The sequence below is a fragment of the Sanguibacter sp. TS_SC_8 genome (genome assembly GCF_055361235.1).
Genome location: NZ_CM143955.1, coordinates 585700 through 606474 on the forward strand (window position 1 = coordinate 585700; position 20775 = coordinate 606474).

At 72.0% G+C, this 20775-nt stretch carries 16 protein-coding genes; 10 read left to right on the forward strand and 6 right to left on the reverse strand.

Going from position 1 to position 20775, the window contains the following annotated elements:
• The first annotated feature begins 33 nt into the window (after positions 1-33).
• The 5 genes from ACWA15_RS02560 (at position 34) to sigJ (ending at position 6719) form a co-directional block, all read left to right on the forward strand.
• On the forward strand, positions 34-1029 hold the full coding sequence (locus ACWA15_RS02560) for an AAA family ATPase (RefSeq protein WP_464057898.1): 996 nt from the start codon (positions 34-36) through the stop codon (positions 1027-1029).
• Position 1030: 1 nt separating this feature from the next.
• Complete coding sequence (locus tag ACWA15_RS02565; RefSeq protein WP_464057899.1) at positions 1031-2266, forward strand: DUF58 domain-containing protein; 1236 nt, start codon at positions 1031-1033, stop codon at positions 2264-2266.
• Complete coding sequence (locus tag ACWA15_RS02570; RefSeq protein WP_464057900.1) at positions 2263-4614, forward strand: transglutaminase TgpA family protein; 2352 nt, start codon at positions 2263-2265, stop codon at positions 4612-4614. The genes ACWA15_RS02565 and ACWA15_RS02570 overlap by 4 nt, the downstream gene beginning before the upstream one ends.
• Before the next feature lie 69 nt (positions 4615-4683).
• Positions 4684-5832: an NAD(P)/FAD-dependent oxidoreductase gene (locus ACWA15_RS02575; RefSeq protein WP_464057901.1), complete on the forward strand. Its 1149-nt coding sequence runs from the start codon at positions 4684-4686 to the stop codon at positions 5830-5832.
• On the forward strand, positions 5829-6719 hold the full coding sequence (gene sigJ / locus ACWA15_RS02580) for an RNA polymerase sigma factor SigJ (RefSeq protein ID WP_464057902.1): 891 nt from the start codon (positions 5829-5831) through the stop codon (positions 6717-6719). The genes ACWA15_RS02575 and sigJ overlap by 4 nt, the downstream gene beginning before the upstream one ends.
• 16 nt (positions 6720-6735) lie before the next feature.
• On the opposite strand, the gene ACWA15_RS02585 is transcribed toward sigJ, so the two are convergent.
• The 6 genes from ACWA15_RS02585 to ACWA15_RS02610 all read right to left on the reverse strand — a co-directional run bounded on the left by ACWA15_RS02585 (position 6736) and on the right by ACWA15_RS02610 (position 14399).
• Positions 6736-7467 (reverse strand): esterase/lipase family protein, encoded by a 732-nt coding sequence (locus tag ACWA15_RS02585; RefSeq protein WP_464057903.1) that lies wholly within the window; start codon positions 7465-7467, stop codon positions 6736-6738.
• A complete protein-coding gene (locus tag ACWA15_RS02590; RefSeq protein WP_464057904.1) occupies positions 7464-8267 on the reverse strand; it encodes an alpha/beta fold hydrolase in 804 nt (267 codons plus the stop codon). The genes ACWA15_RS02585 and ACWA15_RS02590 overlap by 4 nt, the downstream gene beginning before the upstream one ends.
• 88 nt (positions 8268-8355) lie before the next feature.
• Positions 8356-10974, reverse strand: coding sequence for a glycoside hydrolase family 78 protein (locus tag ACWA15_RS02595; protein ID WP_464057905.1), 2619 nt, complete (start codon positions 10972-10974; stop codon positions 8356-8358).
• Entirely contained in the window at positions 10971-12080 is a 1110-nt protein-coding gene (locus ACWA15_RS02600; protein ID WP_464057906.1) for a family 43 glycosylhydrolase, read from the reverse strand. The genes ACWA15_RS02595 and ACWA15_RS02600 overlap by 4 nt, the downstream gene beginning before the upstream one ends.
• 11 nt (positions 12081-12091) lie before the next feature.
• Positions 12092-13324: a Gfo/Idh/MocA family protein gene (locus tag ACWA15_RS02605; protein WP_464057907.1), complete on the reverse strand. Its 1233-nt coding sequence runs from the start codon at positions 13322-13324 to the stop codon at positions 12092-12094.
• Between the two features lie 31 nt (positions 13325-13355).
• A complete protein-coding gene (locus ACWA15_RS02610) occupies positions 13356-14399 on the reverse strand; it encodes a LacI family DNA-binding transcriptional regulator (protein WP_464057908.1) in 1044 nt (347 codons plus the stop codon).
• 165 nt (positions 14400-14564) lie between these two features.
• Between ACWA15_RS02610 and ACWA15_RS02615 the strand changes: the two genes are divergently transcribed.
• From ACWA15_RS02615 to ACWA15_RS02635, 5 genes are all read left to right on the forward strand, one after another.
• On the forward strand, positions 14565-14921 hold the full coding sequence (locus ACWA15_RS02615; RefSeq protein WP_464057909.1) for an L-rhamnose mutarotase: 357 nt from the start codon (positions 14565-14567) through the stop codon (positions 14919-14921).
• A 62-nt stretch (positions 14922-14983) separates the two neighbouring features.
• On the forward strand, positions 14984-16159 hold the full coding sequence (rhaI, locus tag ACWA15_RS02620) for an L-rhamnose isomerase (RefSeq protein WP_464057910.1): 1176 nt from the start codon (positions 14984-14986) through the stop codon (positions 16157-16159).
• Between the two features lies 1 nt (position 16160).
• The gene (locus tag ACWA15_RS02625; RefSeq protein ID WP_464057911.1) at positions 16161-18245 is read left to right on the forward strand and encodes a bifunctional aldolase/short-chain dehydrogenase; all 2085 of its coding nucleotides are present in this window, start codon (positions 16161-16163) and stop codon (positions 18243-18245) included.
• Between the two features lie 96 nt (positions 18246-18341).
• Positions 18342-19958, forward strand: coding sequence for a rhamnulokinase (locus ACWA15_RS02630; protein ID WP_464059386.1), 1617 nt, complete (start codon positions 18342-18344; stop codon positions 19956-19958).
• A gap of 176 nt (positions 19959-20134) precedes the next feature.
• Positions 20135-20635: a GNAT family N-acetyltransferase gene (locus ACWA15_RS02635; protein WP_464057912.1), complete on the forward strand. Its 501-nt coding sequence runs from the start codon at positions 20135-20137 to the stop codon at positions 20633-20635.
• Positions 20636-20775: the final 140 nt, after the last annotated feature.

A 20775-nucleotide genomic window follows, 5' to 3' on the forward strand; every position in this document is an offset into this window, starting at 1 on the left:
CACGGCACGCCAAGACAGAAAGCAGCCCACCCGATGACATCGCAACCGATGACCGCCACGGCGACCATGACCCAGGAGCAGTCGGTCTGGTTCGCCCAGTCCTTCGCCGCCCTCGTCGACAACGTCGGCCAGGCTGTCCTGGGCAAGACGCACGTGGTGCGGCTGGCCCTGACGGCGATGCTCGCCGAGGGGCACATCCTCCTCGAGGACGCGCCCGGGACGGGAAAGACGATGCTGGCCAAGGCCCTCGCCGCGACGGTCGACGGTACCCACCACCGCATCCAGTTCACCCCGGACCTGCTGCCCTCCGACGTGACCGGGGTGACCATCTACGACCAGAAGACCGCAGCCTTCGAGTTCCACAAGGGCCCGATCTTCGCCTCGGTGGTGCTCGCCGACGAGATCAACCGCGCCTCGCCGAAGACGCAGTCCGCGCTGCTCGAGGTGATGGAGGAGTCCCGGGTCACCGTCGACGGCGTCACGCACCCCGTCGGGCGCCCCTTCATGGTCATCGCCACGCAGAACCCGATCGAGCAGGCGGGCACCTACAAGCTGCCCGAGGCCCAGCTCGACCGCTTCCTCATCAAGACCTCGCTCGGCTACCCCGACCACGCCTCGACCGTGCAGATCCTCGCCGGGTCCGCCGCCCGCGACCGCACCTCGAACCTCGCGCACATCATCACCTCTGCGGCGATCGCCGACATGGCCGACCTCGCGGCGACCGTCTACGTCGACAACTCGATCAACGACTACATCTCCCGTCTCGCCGAGGCGACCCGCTCCGACGCCGAGACGCGCCTGGGGGTCAGCGTCCGCGGCTGCCTCGCCCTCGTGCGCTGCGCCAAGGTGTGGGCTGCGGCCCAGAGCCGCGCCTACGTCATCCCCGACGACGTCAAGGACCTCGCGGTCGCGGTGCTCTCGCACCGCCTCGTGCTCGACGTCGAGGCGGAGTTCTCCGGCGTCACCCCCGAGGAGATCATCGAGCGGATCATGGCGACGACCGCCCCGCCGTCAGAGCGGGTCGCCTGAGATGACCGACGCAGCACTCGCCCCGCCGGGCCCCAGAGGCAGGGCGGTGAACCGGGCCCGCGCCGTCGCACAGACCCTGCGCACCCGCACCGGTGTCCTCTCCGGGCTCGGCTGGGCGGTGCTGCTGGCCGGCGTCGCCGGACTGGTCCTGGGGCGCCGCTACGGCTGGGCCGAGCTGGTCGTGGCCGGGTGCGTCCTGGTCATCACGTTCGTGGTTGCCCTGGTGATGACCGTGGGCCGGTCGAGCTACGCCGTCGACGTGGACCTCGCCGACCACTTCGTCACCGTCGGCGAGCGCGCCATGGGCCGGATCGAGGTGCGCAACGCCGGACGACGCCGTCTGCTGCCCGCGCACATCGAGCTGCCGGTCGGCGCCGGCGCGGCGAGCTTCGCGCTGCCGAGCATGGCTCCCGGAGCGGTCCACGAGGAGATCTACGCGATCCCGACCGCCCAGCGGGCCGTCGTCATCGTCGGCCCGGTCCGGTCGGTGCGGGCCGACCCGCTCGGCGTGGCCCGCCGCCAGATGCGCTGGACCGACCCGGTCGAGCTCTACGTGCACCCGGTGATCGTCACCCTCGCCGGCACCCGTGCGGGGCTGCTGCGCGACCTGGAGGGGCAGGCCACCCGGACCATCTCCGACAACGACATGTCCTTCCACGCCCTGCGCGAGTACATCCCCGGCGACGACCGCCGCAATATCCACTGGCGCACGAGCGCGCGCACCGGGACGCTCATGGTCCGCCAGTTCGAGGACACCCGGCGCACCCACACCGCCCTGGCGCTGTCGAGCGAACGGCCCGACTACGCCGGTGACGAGGAGTTCGAGCTGGCCGTGAGCGCCTTCGCCTCGATCGGCGCCCAGCTCATCCGGGACGGCCTCGACCTGACCGCCCTCACCTCGACCACCGACGTGCGCACCCGCAGCCCGCGCGTGCTGCTCGACGACTGCTCCGCGATCGAGCGGGCTCCGCGCGCGAGCGACGCCCGCGAGCTGGCACAGACGGTGGCCCGCGCCGTCCCGGGCGCCTCCATGGCGCTCCTGGTCACCGGCTCCGTCGCCAGCCCGACGACGCTGCGCACCTCCGCAGCCGCCATCCCCACCGGCGTGCGCACCGTGTTCGTGCAGTGCGACCCCGGCGCCGAGGTGGGCCTGCGGACCCAGGGGTCGCTGTCCGTGGCGACCCTCGGCGCGCTCACCGACCTGCCCCGGCTCCTGCGACGGCTGGTGACCCAGTGACCCGCACCCCGCCCGCGCCGCTGCGGACGACCACGACCACGACCGCCCGGCGGTCGGTCCGCGACCAGGTCCTCGACGTCCTGGTCATGGCCTTCGCGGTGCTCCTCGCGCTGATCCCGCTCGTGCCCGTCTTCGGTCTCGCGGCCGCCGCCCCGGCGATCGTCGGTGGCGTGGTCCTCGGTGCCGGGATCTCCGCGGCGTCGGCGGTGCGGCGGTGGCCCGTGGTCACCACGATCGCCGCGACCCTCGTCGTCTACGTGGCGTTCGGCGGTGCGTTGGCGGCGCCGTCGACGACGACCTCCCGCGTGGTGCCCGGCCTGGACACGCTGACCGCGTTGGCCGAGGGGGTCGTGACCAGCTGGAAGCAGGTCCTCACCCTCGACCCGCCGCTCGGCTCCACCGGAAACGCCCTGGTCATGCCGTACGTGCTGGGCCTCATCGCGGTCGTGGCCGCCGGCGGGGTGGCGGCCGGCGGAGTGACGGCCGGGCGTACGCACCCGCTGCGGATCCTCCTCGCCCCGGTCATCCCCGCCGGTGTGCTCGTCCTGTCGATCCTCTTCGGCACGGTCGACCGGATGCTGGCCACCGTCATCGGCGCCGCCCTGGCCACCCTGCTCGTCGTGTGGGCGGCCTGGCGGCGCGGGCAGTGGAAGCCGCGCCGTGCGGCCTCGCTCGCGGTGCTGGCGGTGCTGGCGATCGGCGGCGGCGTCGCCGTGGCGCCGGTCGTGGCCGGCGACGTCCCGCGCTTCGTGCTGCGCAGCGTCGTCGTGCCGCCCTTCGACCCGCGTGATCACACCAGCCCGCTGTCGGCCTACCGCGCGTTCATCAAGGACACGAAGGACACCGACCTGCTCACGGTGACCGGCCTGCCCGAGGGCGGCGTGGTGCGCCTGGCGACCATGGACAGCTTCGACGGGGTGGTGTGGAACGTCCTGGGCGACGGCGAGCCGGCCGCGTCCGGGTCCTTCCGCAAGGTCGGGGACGTGATCCCCACCTCGGTCTCCGGAGACACGGTCACCGTCGGCGTCGAGGTGCTCGCCCTGGACGGGGTGTGGCTGCCCACCGTCGGGCAGACCACCGAGATCTCCTTCAGCGGCAGCGGGGCCGTGCGCTCCCGCAACGCCTTCCGCTTCAACGACGCGACCGGCACCGCGGTGCTGAGCACCGGCCTGACGCCGGGTGCGACGTACACCCTCGACGCGGTCGTCCCCGCAGTGCCCTCCGACGAAGAGATCGGTGCCGCCAAGCCCGGCGACGTCATCCAGCCGGCCCCGGTCGGTGTGCCTGACCTCGTGGTGACCCGGTCCTCGGAGGTCTCAGCCAGCGCGGCGGCCGCCGCGCTGGTCTCCCGCAACCTGGAGACCTACCTGCACGAGACCGGGTTCTTCAGCCACGGCATCGAGGCCTCGGGGGACTACCCGTCGTTGTCCGGGCACGGTGCCAGCCGGATCGGGGAGCTGCTCGGCGCCGACGTCATGGTCGGCGACGCCGAGCAGTACGCCTCGGCGATGGCGCTCATGGTCAGCCAGCAGGGGCTCCCCGCCCGCGTCGTCCTCGGCTTCATCCCCACCGAGGAGCAGCTGGGCGCTGAGGAGATCACCTTCACCGGGGACAACGTCCAGGCCTGGGTCGAGGTCAACTACGCCGGCGTCGGCTGGGTGCCCTACTACCCGACACCGCCCACGAACCAGACCCCCCAGGAGAACGAGGAGCCGGTCGAGAAGGAGCCGCAGCCGCAGGTCATCCAGCCGCCACCGGCCCCGGTCGACCCGGTCGTGCCCCCCAAGGAAGACACCGAGGAACCGAACGTCGACGCCAACGACGAGCCCGAGGAGACCGGCGTCGACGTGCGCCGGATCGTCCTCATCTCGACCGCGATCGGGGTCCCGCTGCTCGTCCTGCTGCTGCCGCCGCTGCTCGTGGTCGCGGCGAAGCGGCGTCGTCGGCGCCGCCGGCAGCGCGCGCCCCACCCGGTCGCCCGGATCAGCGGCGGGTGGTCCGAGGTGCTCGACACCGCCCGCGACCACGGGACCGTGCCGCCCGCCGACGCGACCCGCCGCGAGGCGGCCCGGGCGCTGTCCGCCGTGTACCCGCGGCTCCCTGCGACGGCGCTGGCCGAGCACGCCGACGCCGCGGTGTTCTCCGGGGCGATCCCGACCGAGATGGTCGTCACGCAGTACTGGCAGACCGTCGATCAATCGGTGACCGCGATCCGCTCGGCCGGGACGGCGTGGACACGGATGCGCGGCAGGGTCTCGCGGGCGTCGCTCCGGACGGAGCGCGCGCCGCGGTCGCGGCGTCGGGCCCGGTCCGGTTCCGGACGAGGGAGCATCGCGAGCCGTCCCTAGGGTGCGGGTGTCACAACCGGCGTCCGGGCGGTGTCTTCATGGCACCAAGACGACTCGAGGGAGCGGAACATGATGCCTGAGCTGGTGCACGTGGTGATCGTCGGTGGCGGGTACGCCGGAGTGATGGCGGCCAACCGCCTCGCGGGGAGCAGGGCCGCACCTGCGGTGGAGGTGACCCTCGTGGATCCGGGGCCGCAGTTCTCCGAGCGGATCCGGTTGCACCAGGTCGGCGCCGGGATCCGCGACACAGCGGGCGTGGACTGGGCAGAGGTGCTGCACCCTCGGGTGCGGCGCCTCGCGGCTCGGGCCGCTCGCATCGACTCCCCGGACCGGGTGGTCGTCCTGGAGGGGGAGGCTCAGGAACCGGTCCCCTTCGACTGGCTGGTGTGTGCGGTGGGCAGCGGCGAGCAGACGACGCCGTTGCTGTCGGTGACCAATCGCGGGGCTGCCGAGACCACCCGGGAGACGATCACGGCTCTGCCGCCGGGGGCCGCGGTGACGGTCGCGGGTGCCGGGCCGACCGGCGTCGAGCTGGCCTGCGCCGTGGCGACCTCTCGCCCGGACCTGGTGATCACCGTCGTCGCGCCTGGCGGCGGGGCTCGTCCGCTGACCGGTCGCCCAGGCGTGGGCCGCCGCCTGCGCCGCCTGGGCATCTGTGTCGAGGACGGGACGGTGGATCCGGCCAGTGGCGCGATCACCCCCGCAGGCGGGGTGCCCCGCCCGGCCGCTCCGGCGACGCTCTGGACGGTGGGCCTGGCAGTCCCGTCGCTGGCCGCCGACAGCGGGCTGCCGGTGACCGAGGACGGCCGGCTGCGTGTGGACGCGACCCTCACCGTGCCCGGGCACGAGCGCATCATCGGTGCTGGGGACGCCGTGGCCGTGGCGGGTCCCGCCGGTGCGCACCTGCGTGCCTCGTGCGCCGCGGCGATCCCCTTGGGGGCCCACGCGGCCGGGACGGTGCTCGCCCGACTGGCCGGCACGGCACCGTCGGTGATCGACATCGGCTATCTCGTCCAGGCCCTCGACCTGGGGGCCGGGCACGGGCACGCGCAGGTCGTCCGCCCGGACGACGTCACCCGTCCGTGGGCGCTCACCGGTCGAGCCGGCGGCTGGGCCAAGGAGCAGGTCTGCCGGATGACGGTGGGCTGGCTGGCGAAGGAGGCCCGCAGGCCAGGGTCCTACACCTGGCCGTCGGGCCCGGCCGTGTCCCTCCGGTGAGCGGCACCGCGAGCACGACCACCCCGAGCACGACGGTCGCGGACGAGTTCCACGCCCACCGGTGGATGGTCTTCGCCATCGCGTACGAGATCCTCGGCACCCGAGCGGACGCGGAGGACGTCGTCCAGGAGGTCTATCTGCGCTGGGCCGAGGTGGACCCGACGACGGTGCGCGCGCCGCGCGCCTACCTCGCCACGATCGCCACCCGCACCGCGCTCAACGCTGCGCGGACCGTGACCCGGCGTCGTGAGGACTACCCCGGGCCTTGGCTGCCCGAGCCCCTGGTGCGTGGTTCCACGAGCCCGGAGCACCAGGTCCTGGTCAAGGAGAGGCTCAGCTACGCCCTCTCCGTCCTGCTCCAGCAGGCCACCCCGGAGCAGCGGGCGGTGTTCATGCTCCACGACGTCTTCGGCCTGCCGTATCCGGCCGTCGCCGCCGCCCTGGGCAAGACCCAGGCCGCGGTCCGCCAGATCGCCCACCGGGCGCGGACCCGGATCGGGGACCGCCCCGCGACCGCCACCCAGGAAGGGGCCGAGGTGCTCGAGGTGTTCCTGGCCGCCGTGGTCAGCGGCGACCTCCAGGGGCTCATGGACGTGCTGGCCCCGGACGCGGTCCTGCTCTCCGACGGGGGTGGCAAGGTGATCGCCGCCCGCAGGCCCGTGGTCGGCGCGGAGCAGGTCGCGAGCTTCCTGCTGGCGATCACGCGCACGCCGGTCCCTCAGGCGCGGGTGGAGGTCGCCGCGCTCAACGGGGGTCCGGGGGTGCTCATCTACGCCGGGGACCGGTTGGAGGTGACCCTGGCGCTGGCGGTGGACGACGCGCGCCGGGTCACCGGCGTCTACCTCGTGCGCAACCCGGACAAGCTGCGACCATCGACGGCCTCGTAGCGGAGCCGGCGTCGGGCTACGGCTGGGCGGGCGGCGGGGGAGTCGCCTCGAGCCGGGCGACCTGCGTCGTCACGGCCTCGATGACCTCGGGACGGGCCACGGTGCGGAAGTGCCCCATGACCGGGAGGTGGACGTTGACGGCGCCCTCGAGGGCGCTGCCACCCGGGATGTGCGGGTCGAAGTCGCCGTAGACGCTGACGATCCGTCCGTGGGAGGCGACGTCGTGGGCGAGGTCGATCATGTCGGGGAACCGCGGGGACAGGGCCCGGACCGAGCGCGCGGGGAAGTGGGTCGCGTAGGCGGACCCGCGGAAGGGTGTGTTGACCGCGACCATGCCGACGACGGCCCCGGCCAGGTCCGGCCGGGTGAGCAGGTGCTTGCCGATCAGCCCACCTTTGGAGTGCGCGACGAGAACCACCCGCTCCGCGCCGACCTGCGCGATCCTGTCCGCCACCAGCTGCGCGGACGTGGCCAGGTCGAAGGCGTTGAGCCCGAGGGCGGGCACGGTGACCACCGGGTGCCCGGCCCGGTGCAGCGCCCGGGCGAGCGGCTCGAGGAAGAACCACGTCTCGTAGATGCCCGGGACGAGCACCACCGGGATCCGCGAGCCGGACCCCATTCCGGACGGGGCGCCGCGGCGCGCCAGCCCGCGGGCCTGGCGCCAGCCGACGTAGACGTAGTCCGTCCCCCAGGCCCAGCCGGCCCGCACGGCGTGCACCGCGCACACCGCCAGAGGTCGCCGGGTCATCGCGACAGGTGGTCGAGGATCTGCGCGGCGACCTCGTCGGAATGGTCGTAGATGACGGCGTGCGCCGCCCCGGGGATCTCCTCCGCGCGGGCGTCGGCCGGGAGCGCCGCGACGAGGTCGATCCAGCCGGTGGGGGCGACATGGTCGTGGGTGCCGCGCAGCACCAGCGTCGAGGCCTTCACCAGCGGCAGGCGCTCCTCGATCGGGTAGCGCATCATCCGGGGGAGGACCTGGAGGAACCACCACGGGCCGCACCTCAGGTACCCGCTCATCGCGACCGCCCGGGTGCGCGGGGACTCCCAGACCGAGCTCTGCAGGAACCGCAGGACCTGGAGCATCGTGGACCGCTCCGCGGCGTTGACCGGGGGGCCGATGAGCACCGCGTGCGTGGCGATCTGCGGTTCCTGGACCAGCACCTCCGTGACGATCTGGGCGCCCATCGAATGACCCACCAGCACGGGGGCGACCAGGCCCTCCTCCAGGATCCACCTGGCCACCAGCGCCCCGAACTCCTCGATCTCGAGCGGGCGACCGGGCCGGGGGACGCCGGCGAAGCCGGGGAGGTCGAGCAGGTAGACCCTGCCGACCGCGGCCAGGTCGAGCGCCAGCCGCTCGAAGTACTCCGAGGAGACACCGATCCCGTGGATCAGGACGAAGTCGCGGCGGTGCGCGGAGTCGGCCTCGATGAGCTCGTCGACGCTCGCCCGCCACACCCGCAGGCACAGCCCGTCGTGGACGACCCGGGTGACGCGGACGTTGAGACCGTTCGGTGCGCTCGACGCGCGAAGGGTGTGCGGCACAGGTGACCTCTCTGATCGTCCGACCCAGAGCGTAGCCTCCTGGCCTCGTCACCCCCGCCGGCGGAGGTCTGCCCCGGGCCCCGGGACGTCAGATCTCAGTCTGGAACGTGAACACGCCCGCCTCCAACGTCGTCTCCGCTGCCGATCCAGGCAGCTGCAGCACGGCCCTGACCCCGGCGGGGATCTCCACGGTCGTCGACACGGCAGAGCCGTCGAGCACCCACGCGCAGCGGATCGTCCCGTAGGGGCTGTCGTGCCGGGCGTTGGACCAGGTCAGTCCGCCACCGATGTGGGGCGCGATCCGCACCGTACGGTAGCCGGGGGAGGTGGGCTGGATCCCTCCGATCGTCCGATGCATCCAGTCCGCAATCGAGCCCAGCGCGTAGTGGTTGAACGAGGTCATGTCGCCAGGGTTGACGGTGCCGTCGTCCAGCAGGCTGTCCCATCGCTCCCAGATGGTCGTCGCGCCCTTGTGCACCATGGAGAGCCAGGACGGCGTGCTGTCCTCGAGCAGGAGCGAGAACGCGACATCGATGTGCCCGGTGGTCGTCAGTGCATCGGCGACGAGGTTCACCCCGGCGAAACCGGCCCCGATGCGGTACCCGTTGCCGATCACCAGCTTCGCCAGGGCCTCGCCCGCACGCTGTCTCTCCGAGGGGTCGACCAGGAGATCGAACGCGATGGCGAGTGCGTACGCCGTCTGCGTCTCGTTCGTCAGCTCTCCCGAGCCTGTGCCCCACTCTGCCCGGAACGCGTGCCCGATCTCGTCGGCCAGCCGGTCGTAGTGGGCGCGTGCCGGTGCGTCTCCGAGCTGGCCGGCCATGTCCGCGACACACCTCGCCGACCGGGCGGAGAACGCCGTCGCCACGAGGTACTTGTCCGTGAGCGCCGCTGCCGGATCCTCCTGGGGAGCGTTCGGATCGAGCCAGTCGCCGAGCTGGAAGCCGCTGTCCCAGAGCCGGCTGGGTCCCGCGAGGCGTTCCACCTGGTCGACCCAGGCCTTGGCGCTGGTGTACTGGGCGGCAAGGACGTCCCGGTCTCCGTAGCGCTCCCACAGCGTCCACGGGGTCAGGGTTGCCGCATCCCCCCACGCTGCACCGGGGCGTGCGGGATTCCACATCCCGCCGCCCGGGATGACCGGCACGAACCACGGCACGGTGCCGTACCGTCGCTGCTCGGTCGCGAGATCCTTGAGCCACGAGGTCAGGAAGCCTGAGACGTCGTAGAGATAGGACGCCGTGGGAGCGAAGACCTGGATGTCGCCGGTCCATCCGAGCCGCTCGTCACGCTGCGGGCAGTCGGTCGGGATGTCGACGAAGTTGCTCCGGAGGCTCCACAGCACGTTCTCGTGGAGCCGGTTCAGCGACGCGTCCGAGGTCTCGAGCCAACCAGTCCGGCGCATGTCGGAGTGGTAGACCCGGCTGACGACGTCCAGCTGCTCGAGGTCGCCCTCGTATCCGGTGATCTCGGCGTACCGGAACCCGTGGATCGTGAAGCGGGGCTCCCAGTCGATGGCGCCGCTCGATCCGAGGTAGCGGTCGATCGAGGTGGCTCCGCGCAGTGTCCGGACGTGCAGCTCTCCGTCCTGCAGCACCTCCGCGTGACGGATGAGGAGCTCGGAGCTCACCCCGGACCGGGCCCGCACGCGGAGCCGTCCGCTGTGGTTCTGACCGAAGTCGATGCGGACCACCCCGGGTGCCGTGCGTTCGATCGCGACAGGGGAGAGCTCGTCGGTGCACCGGACAGGCGGGCCGTCGGGAGCCACGAGCGTCCCGTTCGCGAAGAGCGCGACGCGCACCGGCTCCCACCCGGTGTCGTCGAATCCCGGTGCGCTCCAGCCGTCTGGGTACTCACGCTCGTCGAACGTCTCACCGGTGTAGAGGCTCGAGTGCAGGATCGCTGAGCGAGTGCAGCGCCAGTCGTCGTCGGTCGTGACGACGGTCCGCGTGCCGTCGACGTAGTCGATCTCGAGCTGTGCCAGAAGAGCGATGTCGGAGCCGTAGATGTTCGCCGTGCCGGCTCCGAAGCCGTATCGACCCCTCCACCACCCATCGCCGAGCCAGGCGCCGACGACGTTCTCGCCTGCACCGATCAGCTCCGTGATGTCGTAGGTGTGGTAGCGCAGGCGCTCCGGGTAGACCGTCCAACCGGGATTGAGCACGTCCGCGCCCACGCGTTCACCGTTGAGCTCGATCTCGTACACCCCATGGGCCGTGACATACAGTCGCGCTCTCTCGACGGCGCCGCGCACCGTGAAGGAGCGCCTGAAGATCGGTGGGCGGCGATCGTCGAGCGTCAGGTCCTCCCAGGCAGGCTGCACACCCATCCCGACCCAGTCGAGAGGGTCGAGCAACCCGGCCTCGACCGGGCTCGGCGGTGACCAGGGGGACGCTGGGCCCTGTGTCGAGAGCGCGCGGACACGGACCTCCGCGCGCTCTCGGGAGCGCAACGGCGTGCCGGGCCACGGGACCAGGACCGACTGGTCGGAGGTGACCGCCGTCGTTCGGACGACCCCGCTCTGCTCGACCTCGATCTCATAGCCGGCCACGGGGCACCCGGCGGGCGCGGTGGTGGTCCAGGAGAGTCGAGGCGTCGGGTTGTCGATGCCGATCGCAGATTCATGGTGCTCGACTCTCGGTGCTGTCACGGAGAACCGGGCATCCGCACCAGCCGCGCTGAGGGGATGGTTGTGGTCGATGGTAGTCATCCGTTGACGGCTCCCCTAGGTCCGCCGGACCCGAGCCGCGGCGTCGTGGCCTCGTCCCGGTCGCACGCCAGGCGCCCGTCGACGACGCGGAGGGTGGCCACCTGGATCGAGGTCCGCCGCTCGCCGTACCCGACCGGGCCGCGCAGCTCGGCGTGGCGCTCGGGGTGCGTGAAGTAGAAGACGAACGCGACCGCATCGGGGTCGTCCGCGCCGGCAGGCACGTCGACGGAGACCGATCCGGGCACGACGACATCGGCGTGCAGGCCGATCGTCGCGTCGTCGGGGCGGGTACCGGGGGTGTCGAGGATCAGGCCCTGCGGTTCCCAGGTCTCGAGGTCGTCCGAGCGGTAGACCCGCTGCCCCTGCCACTCGTCGACGATCATCCAGTAATGACCGGCGAGGGCGAAGACGTTCGGGCCCTCGTGCGGACGCCCGGTGATCACCGCACCGACCGGTGTCCAGGTGAACAGGTCGTCGCTGTCGGCGGCGTAGGTGTGGGAGTCAGCAGCCTCGTTCTTGAACCACATCCGGTAGGTGGGTGTGCCCTCGGGCGCGGCGGCGCGCGCGCCGGCGGTGCCGGTGAGGGCGCCCGCGAGCGGGAACACGCACGCGTCGAGGGCGCCCGCGAGCGGGAACACGCACGCGTCGATCACCGCACGGGAGCCGAGGTCGAGTCGGCTGACGTGGGTCCAGGTGACCAGGTCCGGGCTCGTGTAGTGCTCGATGTCGCGGTCGTGACCGGGCCACTGCGTCGGTACGCCCTGGATGTAGGAGACGTACATGTGGTACTGGCCCCGGGCCCAGACGATCTCGGGGGCCCAGAACGTGTTGCGCCCCCACTCGAAGTCGAGACCGTCAAGGATCCCCCGGTACAGCCAGGTCGCGCCGTCGTCGACCGAGACCGCGACACCGATGTCGGAGCCGTGCACCCAGGCGACGCCGGGCCCCTCCGCCGTGGCGCGCCGCTGGGTGTAGAACATCCACCACTGCCCGAGCTCACGGTTGAAGACGACGACCGGGTCGGTCGCGCCGTCGAAGATCGGGTCGCGGAACAGCGGTGCAGGGGAGGGAGCCGGGGCGTGGATGCTCACGCCAGGGCTGCTCACGCCGGGACTGCTCACGCCGACGTCGTCGCGCCGAGACCGAGTCCAAGACCGAGACCGAGCTCGGCGCGCGGGTCGCGGACCGCGCTCTCGAGCGACGTCGCCAGCAGGGCCTGCTCGCGCAGCTCGGTCGCGGTGATCCGGCGCCCGCCGGCGTCGGCCGAGGCGTAGATCGCGGTGACGATCTCGAGCGGGCGACGGGCTGAGCCTGCGACGTCGGGCAGGACGGTGCCCTCGCGCAGGGACCGGAACGTCTCGCGGATCAGCGGGGTGTGCCCGCTGGGCTCGTCGTGGCCGGGGAAGGCCCAGGTCGCGGCCTCGGCGGGGTCGACGATCGGGGCCGGGGTGATCCGCCAGTCGGGGACGGAGTGGCCGTAGAGGTGCTCCACCTCGATGGTCGCCTTCTCGCAGTCGATGCGGACGTGGCTCGTCTCGCGCGGGCACAACGTCGAGGACGTGGCGGTGGCCACGACGCCGTTGGCGAAGAGGATGGTCGCGGTCGAGGCGTCCTCCATGTCGGTCGCGCGGTCCAGGCGCCACGTCTGGGCGCTGATCTCGGCCCAGTCGCCGAGCAGGTGGGCGAGCAGGTCCATCTGGTGGATGCCGTGCCCGAGCGTCGTGCCGCCACCCTCGGTGGCCCACTTCCCGCGCCAGTCGACGGCGTAGTAGCCGGTCCCGCGGTACCAGAGGGTCTCGCACTGGGCGAGCAGCGGGCGGCCCAGAGCGCCGGAGGTGAGCAGGGCGCGCACGTGCGCGGCACCGGTCCCGGTGCGCTGCTGGAAGATGATCCCGAAGGCCAGCCCGGCGTCGTCGCAGGCCTGCTGCATGTCGTCGAGCTCGGCCAGGGAGAGCGCCGGGGGCTTCTCGCACACCACGTGCACGCCCGCTGCGACGGCCTGCAGGGTCTGCTCGCGGTGCAGGTCGGGGGGAGTGCACAGGTGCACGACGTCGACGTCCTCGTTCGCGAGCAGGTCGGCGAGGGTCTCGTAGCGCCCGGGGATGTCGTAGGCGTCGGCGAAGGCAGCGCGACGTTCGGCGTTGCGGTTGGAGCACGCGACGGTCACCGCGAGCGGGTCCAGGGCGATCGCCTGTGCGTGCAGGTGGGCGACGGCCCCGGTGCCGATGATGGCTGCGCGGATCGGGCGGTCGTAGCCGATCGCCGGCCAGGGCGCGGGTGCGGTCGGTGCGTCGGCGGGAGCCTGGGCGTAGGGGTCGAAGGGCAGGTCAGGGCGTGCAGAGTCAGACATCGTCGTGTGCTCCGGTCTGGTCGGGGACGGGTCAGGTCGAGCTGCTCGACGCGCGGATGACGAGCTCGGGCTGGAACTGGACCTGCTCGGGGCGGAACTTGTCGCCCTGCAGGTGCTCCTGGAGCAGGAGGTCGGCGGCGCGGTAGCCGAGCTGGTGGGTGGGTTGGCGGACGGAGGTCAGGGGGGTGGCGAGCTCGCCGGCGAAGTTCACGTCGTCGTAGCCGACGACGGCCATCTGGCCCGGCATCTCGATCCCGGCCCGGCGCAGCGTGCGCTGCACACCCAGGGCGACGAGGTCGTTGACGCAGAACACCGCGGTGGGCCGGTCGACGCCCGCGGTGGTCGTGGCGAGCAGGTGCGTCATCGCGGCCTCGCCGCCGTCGGCGTTGAGGGAGGAGGCGGTCACCTCGACGAGGTGGGTGGTCGCGTCGATGCCGGCGGACTCGAAGGCCCGCAGCAGGCCGGAGTACCGGTCACCGCACTGGCGGATGCTGTGCACCCCGTTGACGAAGGCGATCCGGGTGTGGCCCTCCTGGATGAGGTGGTTGCCGGCGAGCTGGCCGCCGACCACGTCGTTGACCGCGGCCGAGGAGATGTCCGGGACCGGGGAGGTCGCGTCGAGCAGCACGACGTTGACGCCGCGGGCGCGCAGCTCGAGCAGCGGCTCGATGTCGTCTCCGGAGGGGACCACGAGCACACCCTGCACACCGTGCTCCTCGAAGAGCTTGAGGTAGCGCGCCTCACGCTCGGGGTCTTCGTCAGAGCTGGCGAGCATGAGCGTGAAGTCGTCCTCGGCGAGGCGGTCCTCGATGCCGCGGGCCACCTCGGTGAAGAAGGGGTTCCCGATGTCGAGCACGATCGCCCCGACCGTGGTGATCGTGCCGGCGCGCAGCTGGCGGGCGGACCCGTTGGGGACGAACTGCAGCTTGGCGATGGCGTCCTCGACCCGCTCACGGGTGGTCGGGGAGACCCGGTCGGGGCGGTTGAGCACGTTGGAGACGGTGCCCACGGACACCCCGGCCGTGCGTGCGACATCGCTGATCGAGCTCCGCCGGCGGGGGGTGGTCGTGGTCACGAGGGGCCTTTCGAGGAGGGGTGCTCCGGGTTCGACGTTGAGCCGGGAGCGACATGATCGTATCGGCGTTTGACCTGCCTGGGATGGTCACCGTACCGTCCCACGCACAGCAATGAACCGATTCACTCAGGGTATCGCAGATGGCGGCCCGCCAGAGGAGGACTCATGTCCCGTGTGTGTTTTGTGTCGCAGGTCCGTCCGGACCGGCTCGAGGAGTACCGCGAGCGGCACGCTGCCGTGTGGCCTGACATGCTCGAAGCGCTGCGGGACACCGGCTGGTCCGACTATCACCTGTTCCTGTCCCCGAGCGGCCTGCTCGTCGGGTTCGTCGAGACCGACGACTACGACGGCGCGCAGGCCGCGATGGCGTTGACCGAGGTCAACGCCCGGTGGCAGGCGCAGATGGGGGAGTTCTTCGTCTCCGACGAGACCCGCCCGGACGAGGGGATGGTGCGCCTGGACGAGGTCTTCCACCTCGAAGGCCAGCTCGCGGCGGCCGGACTGGCGACAGTCCGCGCTTGACCGATGCCGGGAAGACTCCGTACTGTCATCTTGAAACGATTCACAACGAGGTGGAGACCACAATGCCGGCACACGAGCTGAGCCCTGGAGCGCGCGCAGCGCTCCTGTCCCAAACCATCGAGCTGCCGTCCTGGGCCTTCGGGAACTCAGGGACGAGGTTCAAGGTCTTCCCCCAGGCAGGTGTCCCTCGTGACCCCTTCGAGAAGATCTCCGACGCCGCGCAGGTGAATCGATACACCCAGGCTGCTCCTCGGGTGTCCCTGCACATCCCGTGGGACCTGGTCGACGACTACGAGGCGCTCGCCGCGCACGCCCACGACAACGGCGTGACGATCGGTGCGATCAACTCGAACCTCTTCCAGGACGACGACTACATGCTCGGCTCCCTCACGCACCCCGACCCGATCGTGCGCAAGAAGGCCGTCGACCACCACCTGCAGTGCCTCGACGTCATGCGCGCCACCGGGTCCACGGACCTCAAGCTCTGGCTGCCGGACGGCCTCAACTACCCCGGCCAGGACAACCTGCGGGCCCGTCAGGACCGCCTCGCCGACGGCCTCGCCGAGATCTACGCCGCGCTCGACCCCGAGCACCGCCTCGTCATCGAGTACAAGTTCTTCGAGCCGGCCTTCTACTCCATGGACATCCCGGACTGGGGGACGGCGCTGCTGCACTGCCTCGCCCTCGGCGAGCAGGCCGTCGTCGTGCTGGACACCGGCCACCACGCCCCGGGCACGAACATCGAGTTCATCGTCGCGCAGCTGCTGCGTCAGGGTCGCCTGGGCGCCTTCGACTTCAACTCCCGCTTCTTCGCCGACGACGACCTCATGGTCGGTGCGGCGGACCCGTTCCAGCTGTTCCGGATCATGCACGAGATCGTCTCGGGCGGAGCGCTCGCCCCGGACTCGGGCGTGAACTTCATGCTCGACCAGTGCCACAACATCGAACCGAAGATCCCCGCGCAGATCCGCTCCGTGATGAACATCCAGGAGGCCACCGCCAAGGCGCTGCTCGTGGACACCGCGGCGCTCGAGGCCGCACAGAGCTCCGGCGACGTGCTCGCCGCGAACGGCGCGCTCATGGACGCCTACAACACCGACGTCCGCGGGCTGCTCGCCGGTCTGCGCGAGGAGCAGGGACTGCACCCGGACCCGATGGCCGCCTTCGCGGCGTCGGGCTACACCGAGAAGATCGTGGCCGAGCGCGTCGGCGGCGCGCAGGCCGGATGGGGAGCCTGACATGACCGAGACCACCACGACGACGACTCCGACGACCAACCCGGCCGCGGCCGACCTCGTCGCCCGCTCCAACCGGCTCGGCGCGGACCCCCGCAACACCAACTACGCCGGCGGCAACACCTCCGCCAAGGGCACCGAGACCGATCCCGTCACCGGCGAGCCGGTCGAGCTGCTCTGGGTCAAGGGCTCCGGCGGGGACCTGGGCACGCTCACCGAGAAGAACCTCGCCGTGCTGCGCCTGGACCGCCTGCGCGCGCTCACCGCGGTGTACCCGGGCGTGGACCGCGAGGACGAGATGGTCGCGGCCTTCGACTACTGCCTGCACGGCAAGGGCGGCGCCGCGCCGTCCATCGACACGGCCATGCACGCCCTCGTCGACGCCGAGCACGTGGACCACCTGCACCCCGACTCCGGCATCGCGCTGGCCACCTCCGCCGACGGCGAGGCGCTCACCGCGCAGTGCTTCGGCGACTCGGTCGTGTGGGTGCCCTGGCGCCGGCCCGGCTTCCAGCTGGGCCTCGACATCGCCGCCATCAAGGCCGCGAACCCGCAGGCCATCGGCTGCATCCTGGGCGGTCACGGGATCACCGCCTGGGGTGCCACGAGCGGCCAGGCCGAGGCCCGGAGCCTGGAGATCATCGCCAAGGCCGAGGCCTTCATCGCCGAGCGCACCGCCCGCCTCGCCGAGCAGGGCACGCACCCCTTCGGCGCGCTGGTCCCCGACCGCGCCGCCCTGCCCGACGACGCCCGCCGCGCCAAGGCCGCCAAGCTCGCCTCCGTCATCCGCGGGCTCGCCTCGACCGACGCGGCCCAGGTCGGCCACTTCAGCGACGACGACGTGGTCCTGGACTTCCTGTCCCGGGAACGCCTCGCCCTGCTCGCCGAGCTCGGCACGAGCTGCCCGGACCACTTCCTGCGGACCAAGGTCAAGCCGCTCGTCGTCGACCTGCCGGCCACGGCCACCCTCGAGGAGATCACGGCCCGTCTGACCGAGCTGCACGCGGCCTACCGGGCCGACTACGCGGGCTACTACGAGCGCAACGCCGTCCCCGGCTCCCCGGCCATGCGCGGCGGCGACCCGGCGATCGTGCTGGTGCCCGGCGTCGGGATGTTCTCCTACGGCAAGAACAAGCAGACCGCGCGGGTGGCGGGGGAGTTCTACGTCAACGCGATCAACGTCATGCGCGGCGCCGAGGCGATGAGCACCTACGCCCCGATCGACGAGGCGGAGAAGTTCCGCATCGAGTACTGGGCGCTCGAGGAGGCCAAGCTGGCCCGGATGCCCGCGCCCAAGCCGCTCGCCACCCGCATCGCGCTGGTGACCGGGGCCGGCTCCGGGATCGGGCGGGCGATCGCCGAGCGGCTCGCCGCCGAGGGCGCCTGCGTCGTCATCGCCGACCTCAACCTCGAGGGCGCCCAGGCGGTCGCCGCCGAGCTCGGTGGGCCGGACGTCGCGATCGCGATCCGCGCCGACGTGACGAGCGAGGACGACGTCGCCGCCCTGGTCGACGCCGCGGCGCTGGCCTTCGGCGGGGTCGACCTGGTGGTCAACAACGCCGGGCTGTCGATCTCCAAGCCGCTGCTGGAGACCACCTCCCAGGACTGGGACCTGCAGCACGACGTCATGTCCAAGGGATCGTTCCTGGTGGCCCGCGAGGCCGCCCGCGCGATGATCGCGCAGGGGATGGGCGGGGACATCATCTACATCGCGTCGAAGAACTCCCTCTTCGCCGGTCCCAACAACATCGCCTACTCCGCGACCAAGGCCGATCAGGCCCACCAGGTCCGGCTGCTCGCGGCCGAGCTCGGCGAGCACGGCATCCGCGTCAACGGGGTCAACCCCGACGGTGTGGTGCGCGGCTCGGGGATCTTCGCCGGGGGGTGGGGTGCCAAGCGCGCCGCCGTCTACGGCGTCGACGAGCAGGACCTGGGTGCCTACTACGCCCAGCGCACGCTGCTCAAGCGTGAGGTGCTCCCCGAGCACGTCGCGGCCGCGGTCTACGCCCTCACCGGACCGGACCTCTCCCAGACCACCGGGCTGCACATCCCGGTGGACTCGGGTGTGGCTGCCGCGTTCCTGCGGTAGCACCAGCTCTTCACGGACGGGATAACAGTGGACGAGCAGGACGACGCGGGCGTCGAGGTCCCCGGGGCGGTTGCCGGGGCGGCCGGGGCCACCCCGGTGGCCACGGCCTTCGTGGCCGTGGACCTCGGTGCCTCGAGCGGACGGGTGATCGTCGGGCGGGTGCTGGGCGGGGCCGGTCTCGGTTCCGGTGAGCAGCGGATCGAGCTGCACGAGGTCAACCGGTTCCCCAACGGGCCGGTCGATGTCGGTGGCACCCTGCACTGGGACGTGCTGCGCCTCTACCAGGGCATCACCGACGGGCTGCGGGCTGCTGCTCGCGAGATCCACGCCCGCGGGGACGTCTTCGCCGGGATCGGCATCGACTCCTGGGCCGTCGACTACGGCCTGCTCGACGCCGACGGCGCCCTGCTCGCCAACCCCGTGCACTACCGGGACTCCCGCACCGCCGGGGTCCCTGACCGCGTGTTCGCACAGATCAGCGCGGCAGACCACTATTCCGTCAACGGCCTGCAGACGCAGCCGTTCAACACGGAGTTCCAGCTCGTCGCGGCGGCCCGATCCGCCCTGAAGGCCGCCGCGGCGTCACTCTTGCTCATCCCCGACCTGCTCGGGTACTGGCTCACCGGCGAGCAGGTCGCCGAGGTCACCAACGCCTCGACCACGGGCCTGCTCGACGTCCGCACCCGCGACTGGTCGGCGCAGCTGCTCACCCGGCTCGAGGAGGCCTTCGGCGGGGACGGCGCGCCCCCGGGGCCCCAGCGGACGGTGCCACCGTCCGGGGTGACGTTCGCGGGTCTGCTCCCGCGCGTCGTCGAGCCCGGGACGATCGTGGGTCCGCTGCGCCCCGCCGTCGCGCAGGTGCTGGGGATCTCCGCAGGCGTGCCGGTGATCGCCGTCGGGTCCCACGACACCGCCTCGGCCGTCGTTGCGGTGCCGGCTACCGGTGAGAACTTCGCCTACATCTCCTGCGGCACCTGGTCGCTCGTCGGCCTCGAGCTCGACGAGCCCGTGCTCAGCGAGGCCAGCCGGGCCGCGAACTTCACCAACGAGCTCGGTGTCGACGGCACGGTCCGGTACCTGCGCAACGTCATGGGTCTGTGGCTGCTCCAGGAGTCCATCCGGACATGGAACGCGGCCGGCCTGCCCGCCGACCTGCCCGACCTCCTCGCGGCGGCGGCCCAGGTCCCCGCGCTGACCACGGTGATCGACGTCGACTCCCCGGAGTTCCTCGCCCCCGGTGACATGCCCGCCCGGATCGCGGACGCGGCAGCTCGGACCGGACAGACGCCCCCGCAGTCCCAGGCCGAGACGGTGCGCGCCATCCTCGACTCGTTGGCGCTGGCCTACCGGCGCGCGGTGCACCAGGCGAGCGAGCTGTCCGGGCGCGCCGTCGACGTCGTGCACGTGGTGGGCGGCGGGGTGCGCAACGAGCTGTTGTGCCAGCTCACCGCCGACGCGACCGGCCTGCCGGTCGTGGCCGGCCCGGTCGAGGGCGCCGCTCTGGGCAACGTCCTCGTCCAGGCGCGCGCCGTGGGCGTGCTCACCGGCGACCTGCCCGCCCTGCGCGCCGTCGGTGCCCGCGGCGTCCCGCTGGCCCGGTACACGCCCGGCGACGGCCCTGGCCACGTCCCCGCGACACACTGGGAGGCCGCGGAGCACCGCCTCGCCGCCGCCCGCGCCGAGGGCCTCCTCACCGCCCCCCACCTCCGCTGAGTGCGGGCAGATGGCTGGGTTTTCGGCCGAAAACCCAGCCTTTCGCCCGCACTCACGTGAGTGCTGGGGGGCGCGGGGGGTGTGGGAGGTGTGTGGGAGGACTGCGAAGCGTCAACGGGAGGACGGGGGCAGGTGCGGGCTGGGTGATAGGGGTACCGCTCGTTTACCGTGAAGTCATGACAACGCAACCTGTGGCTGTTCCGCGCCCCAAAGTCACTCTGCGTCGCGTTCGCGGGACTGACATCGATTCCTTCTTCGTGATGGAGCGGGACCCCGAGGCGAACCGGATGGCCGCCTTCACGGCCAAGGACCCCTCCGACCGCGTGCTCTTCGACGCGCGCTGGGCCCTGCTGCTCGACGACGACCAGGTCACCGCGCGCACGATCTGCGCCGACGGTCTCATCGCCGGGAGCGTCATGTCCTACATCGAGGACGGCGAGACCGAGATCACCTACTGGATCGCCCGGGAGTACTGGGGCGCCGGGGTCGCCAGCGCGTCGCTGGCCCTCTTCCTCGACGAGGTCACCGAGCGCCCGCTCAACGCGCGCACCGCCAAGGACAACGTCGGATCGCTCACGGTGCTGCAGCGGTGCGGCTTCCAGATCGTCGGCGAGAACGAGGACTTCGCGAACGGGCGCGGCGAGATGGTCGAGGAGTACCTGCTCCAGCTGGCCTGAGGCCGCATTCCGTCCGGGGGTGCCCACCCGTCGGCGCATCCGTCGGCCTGTGGACCCTCAAGTCCGTCCGACGCCGACGCCGACCCCGATGCCGATGCCGATGCCGACCCCGACCCCGACGCCGATGCCGACCCCGATAT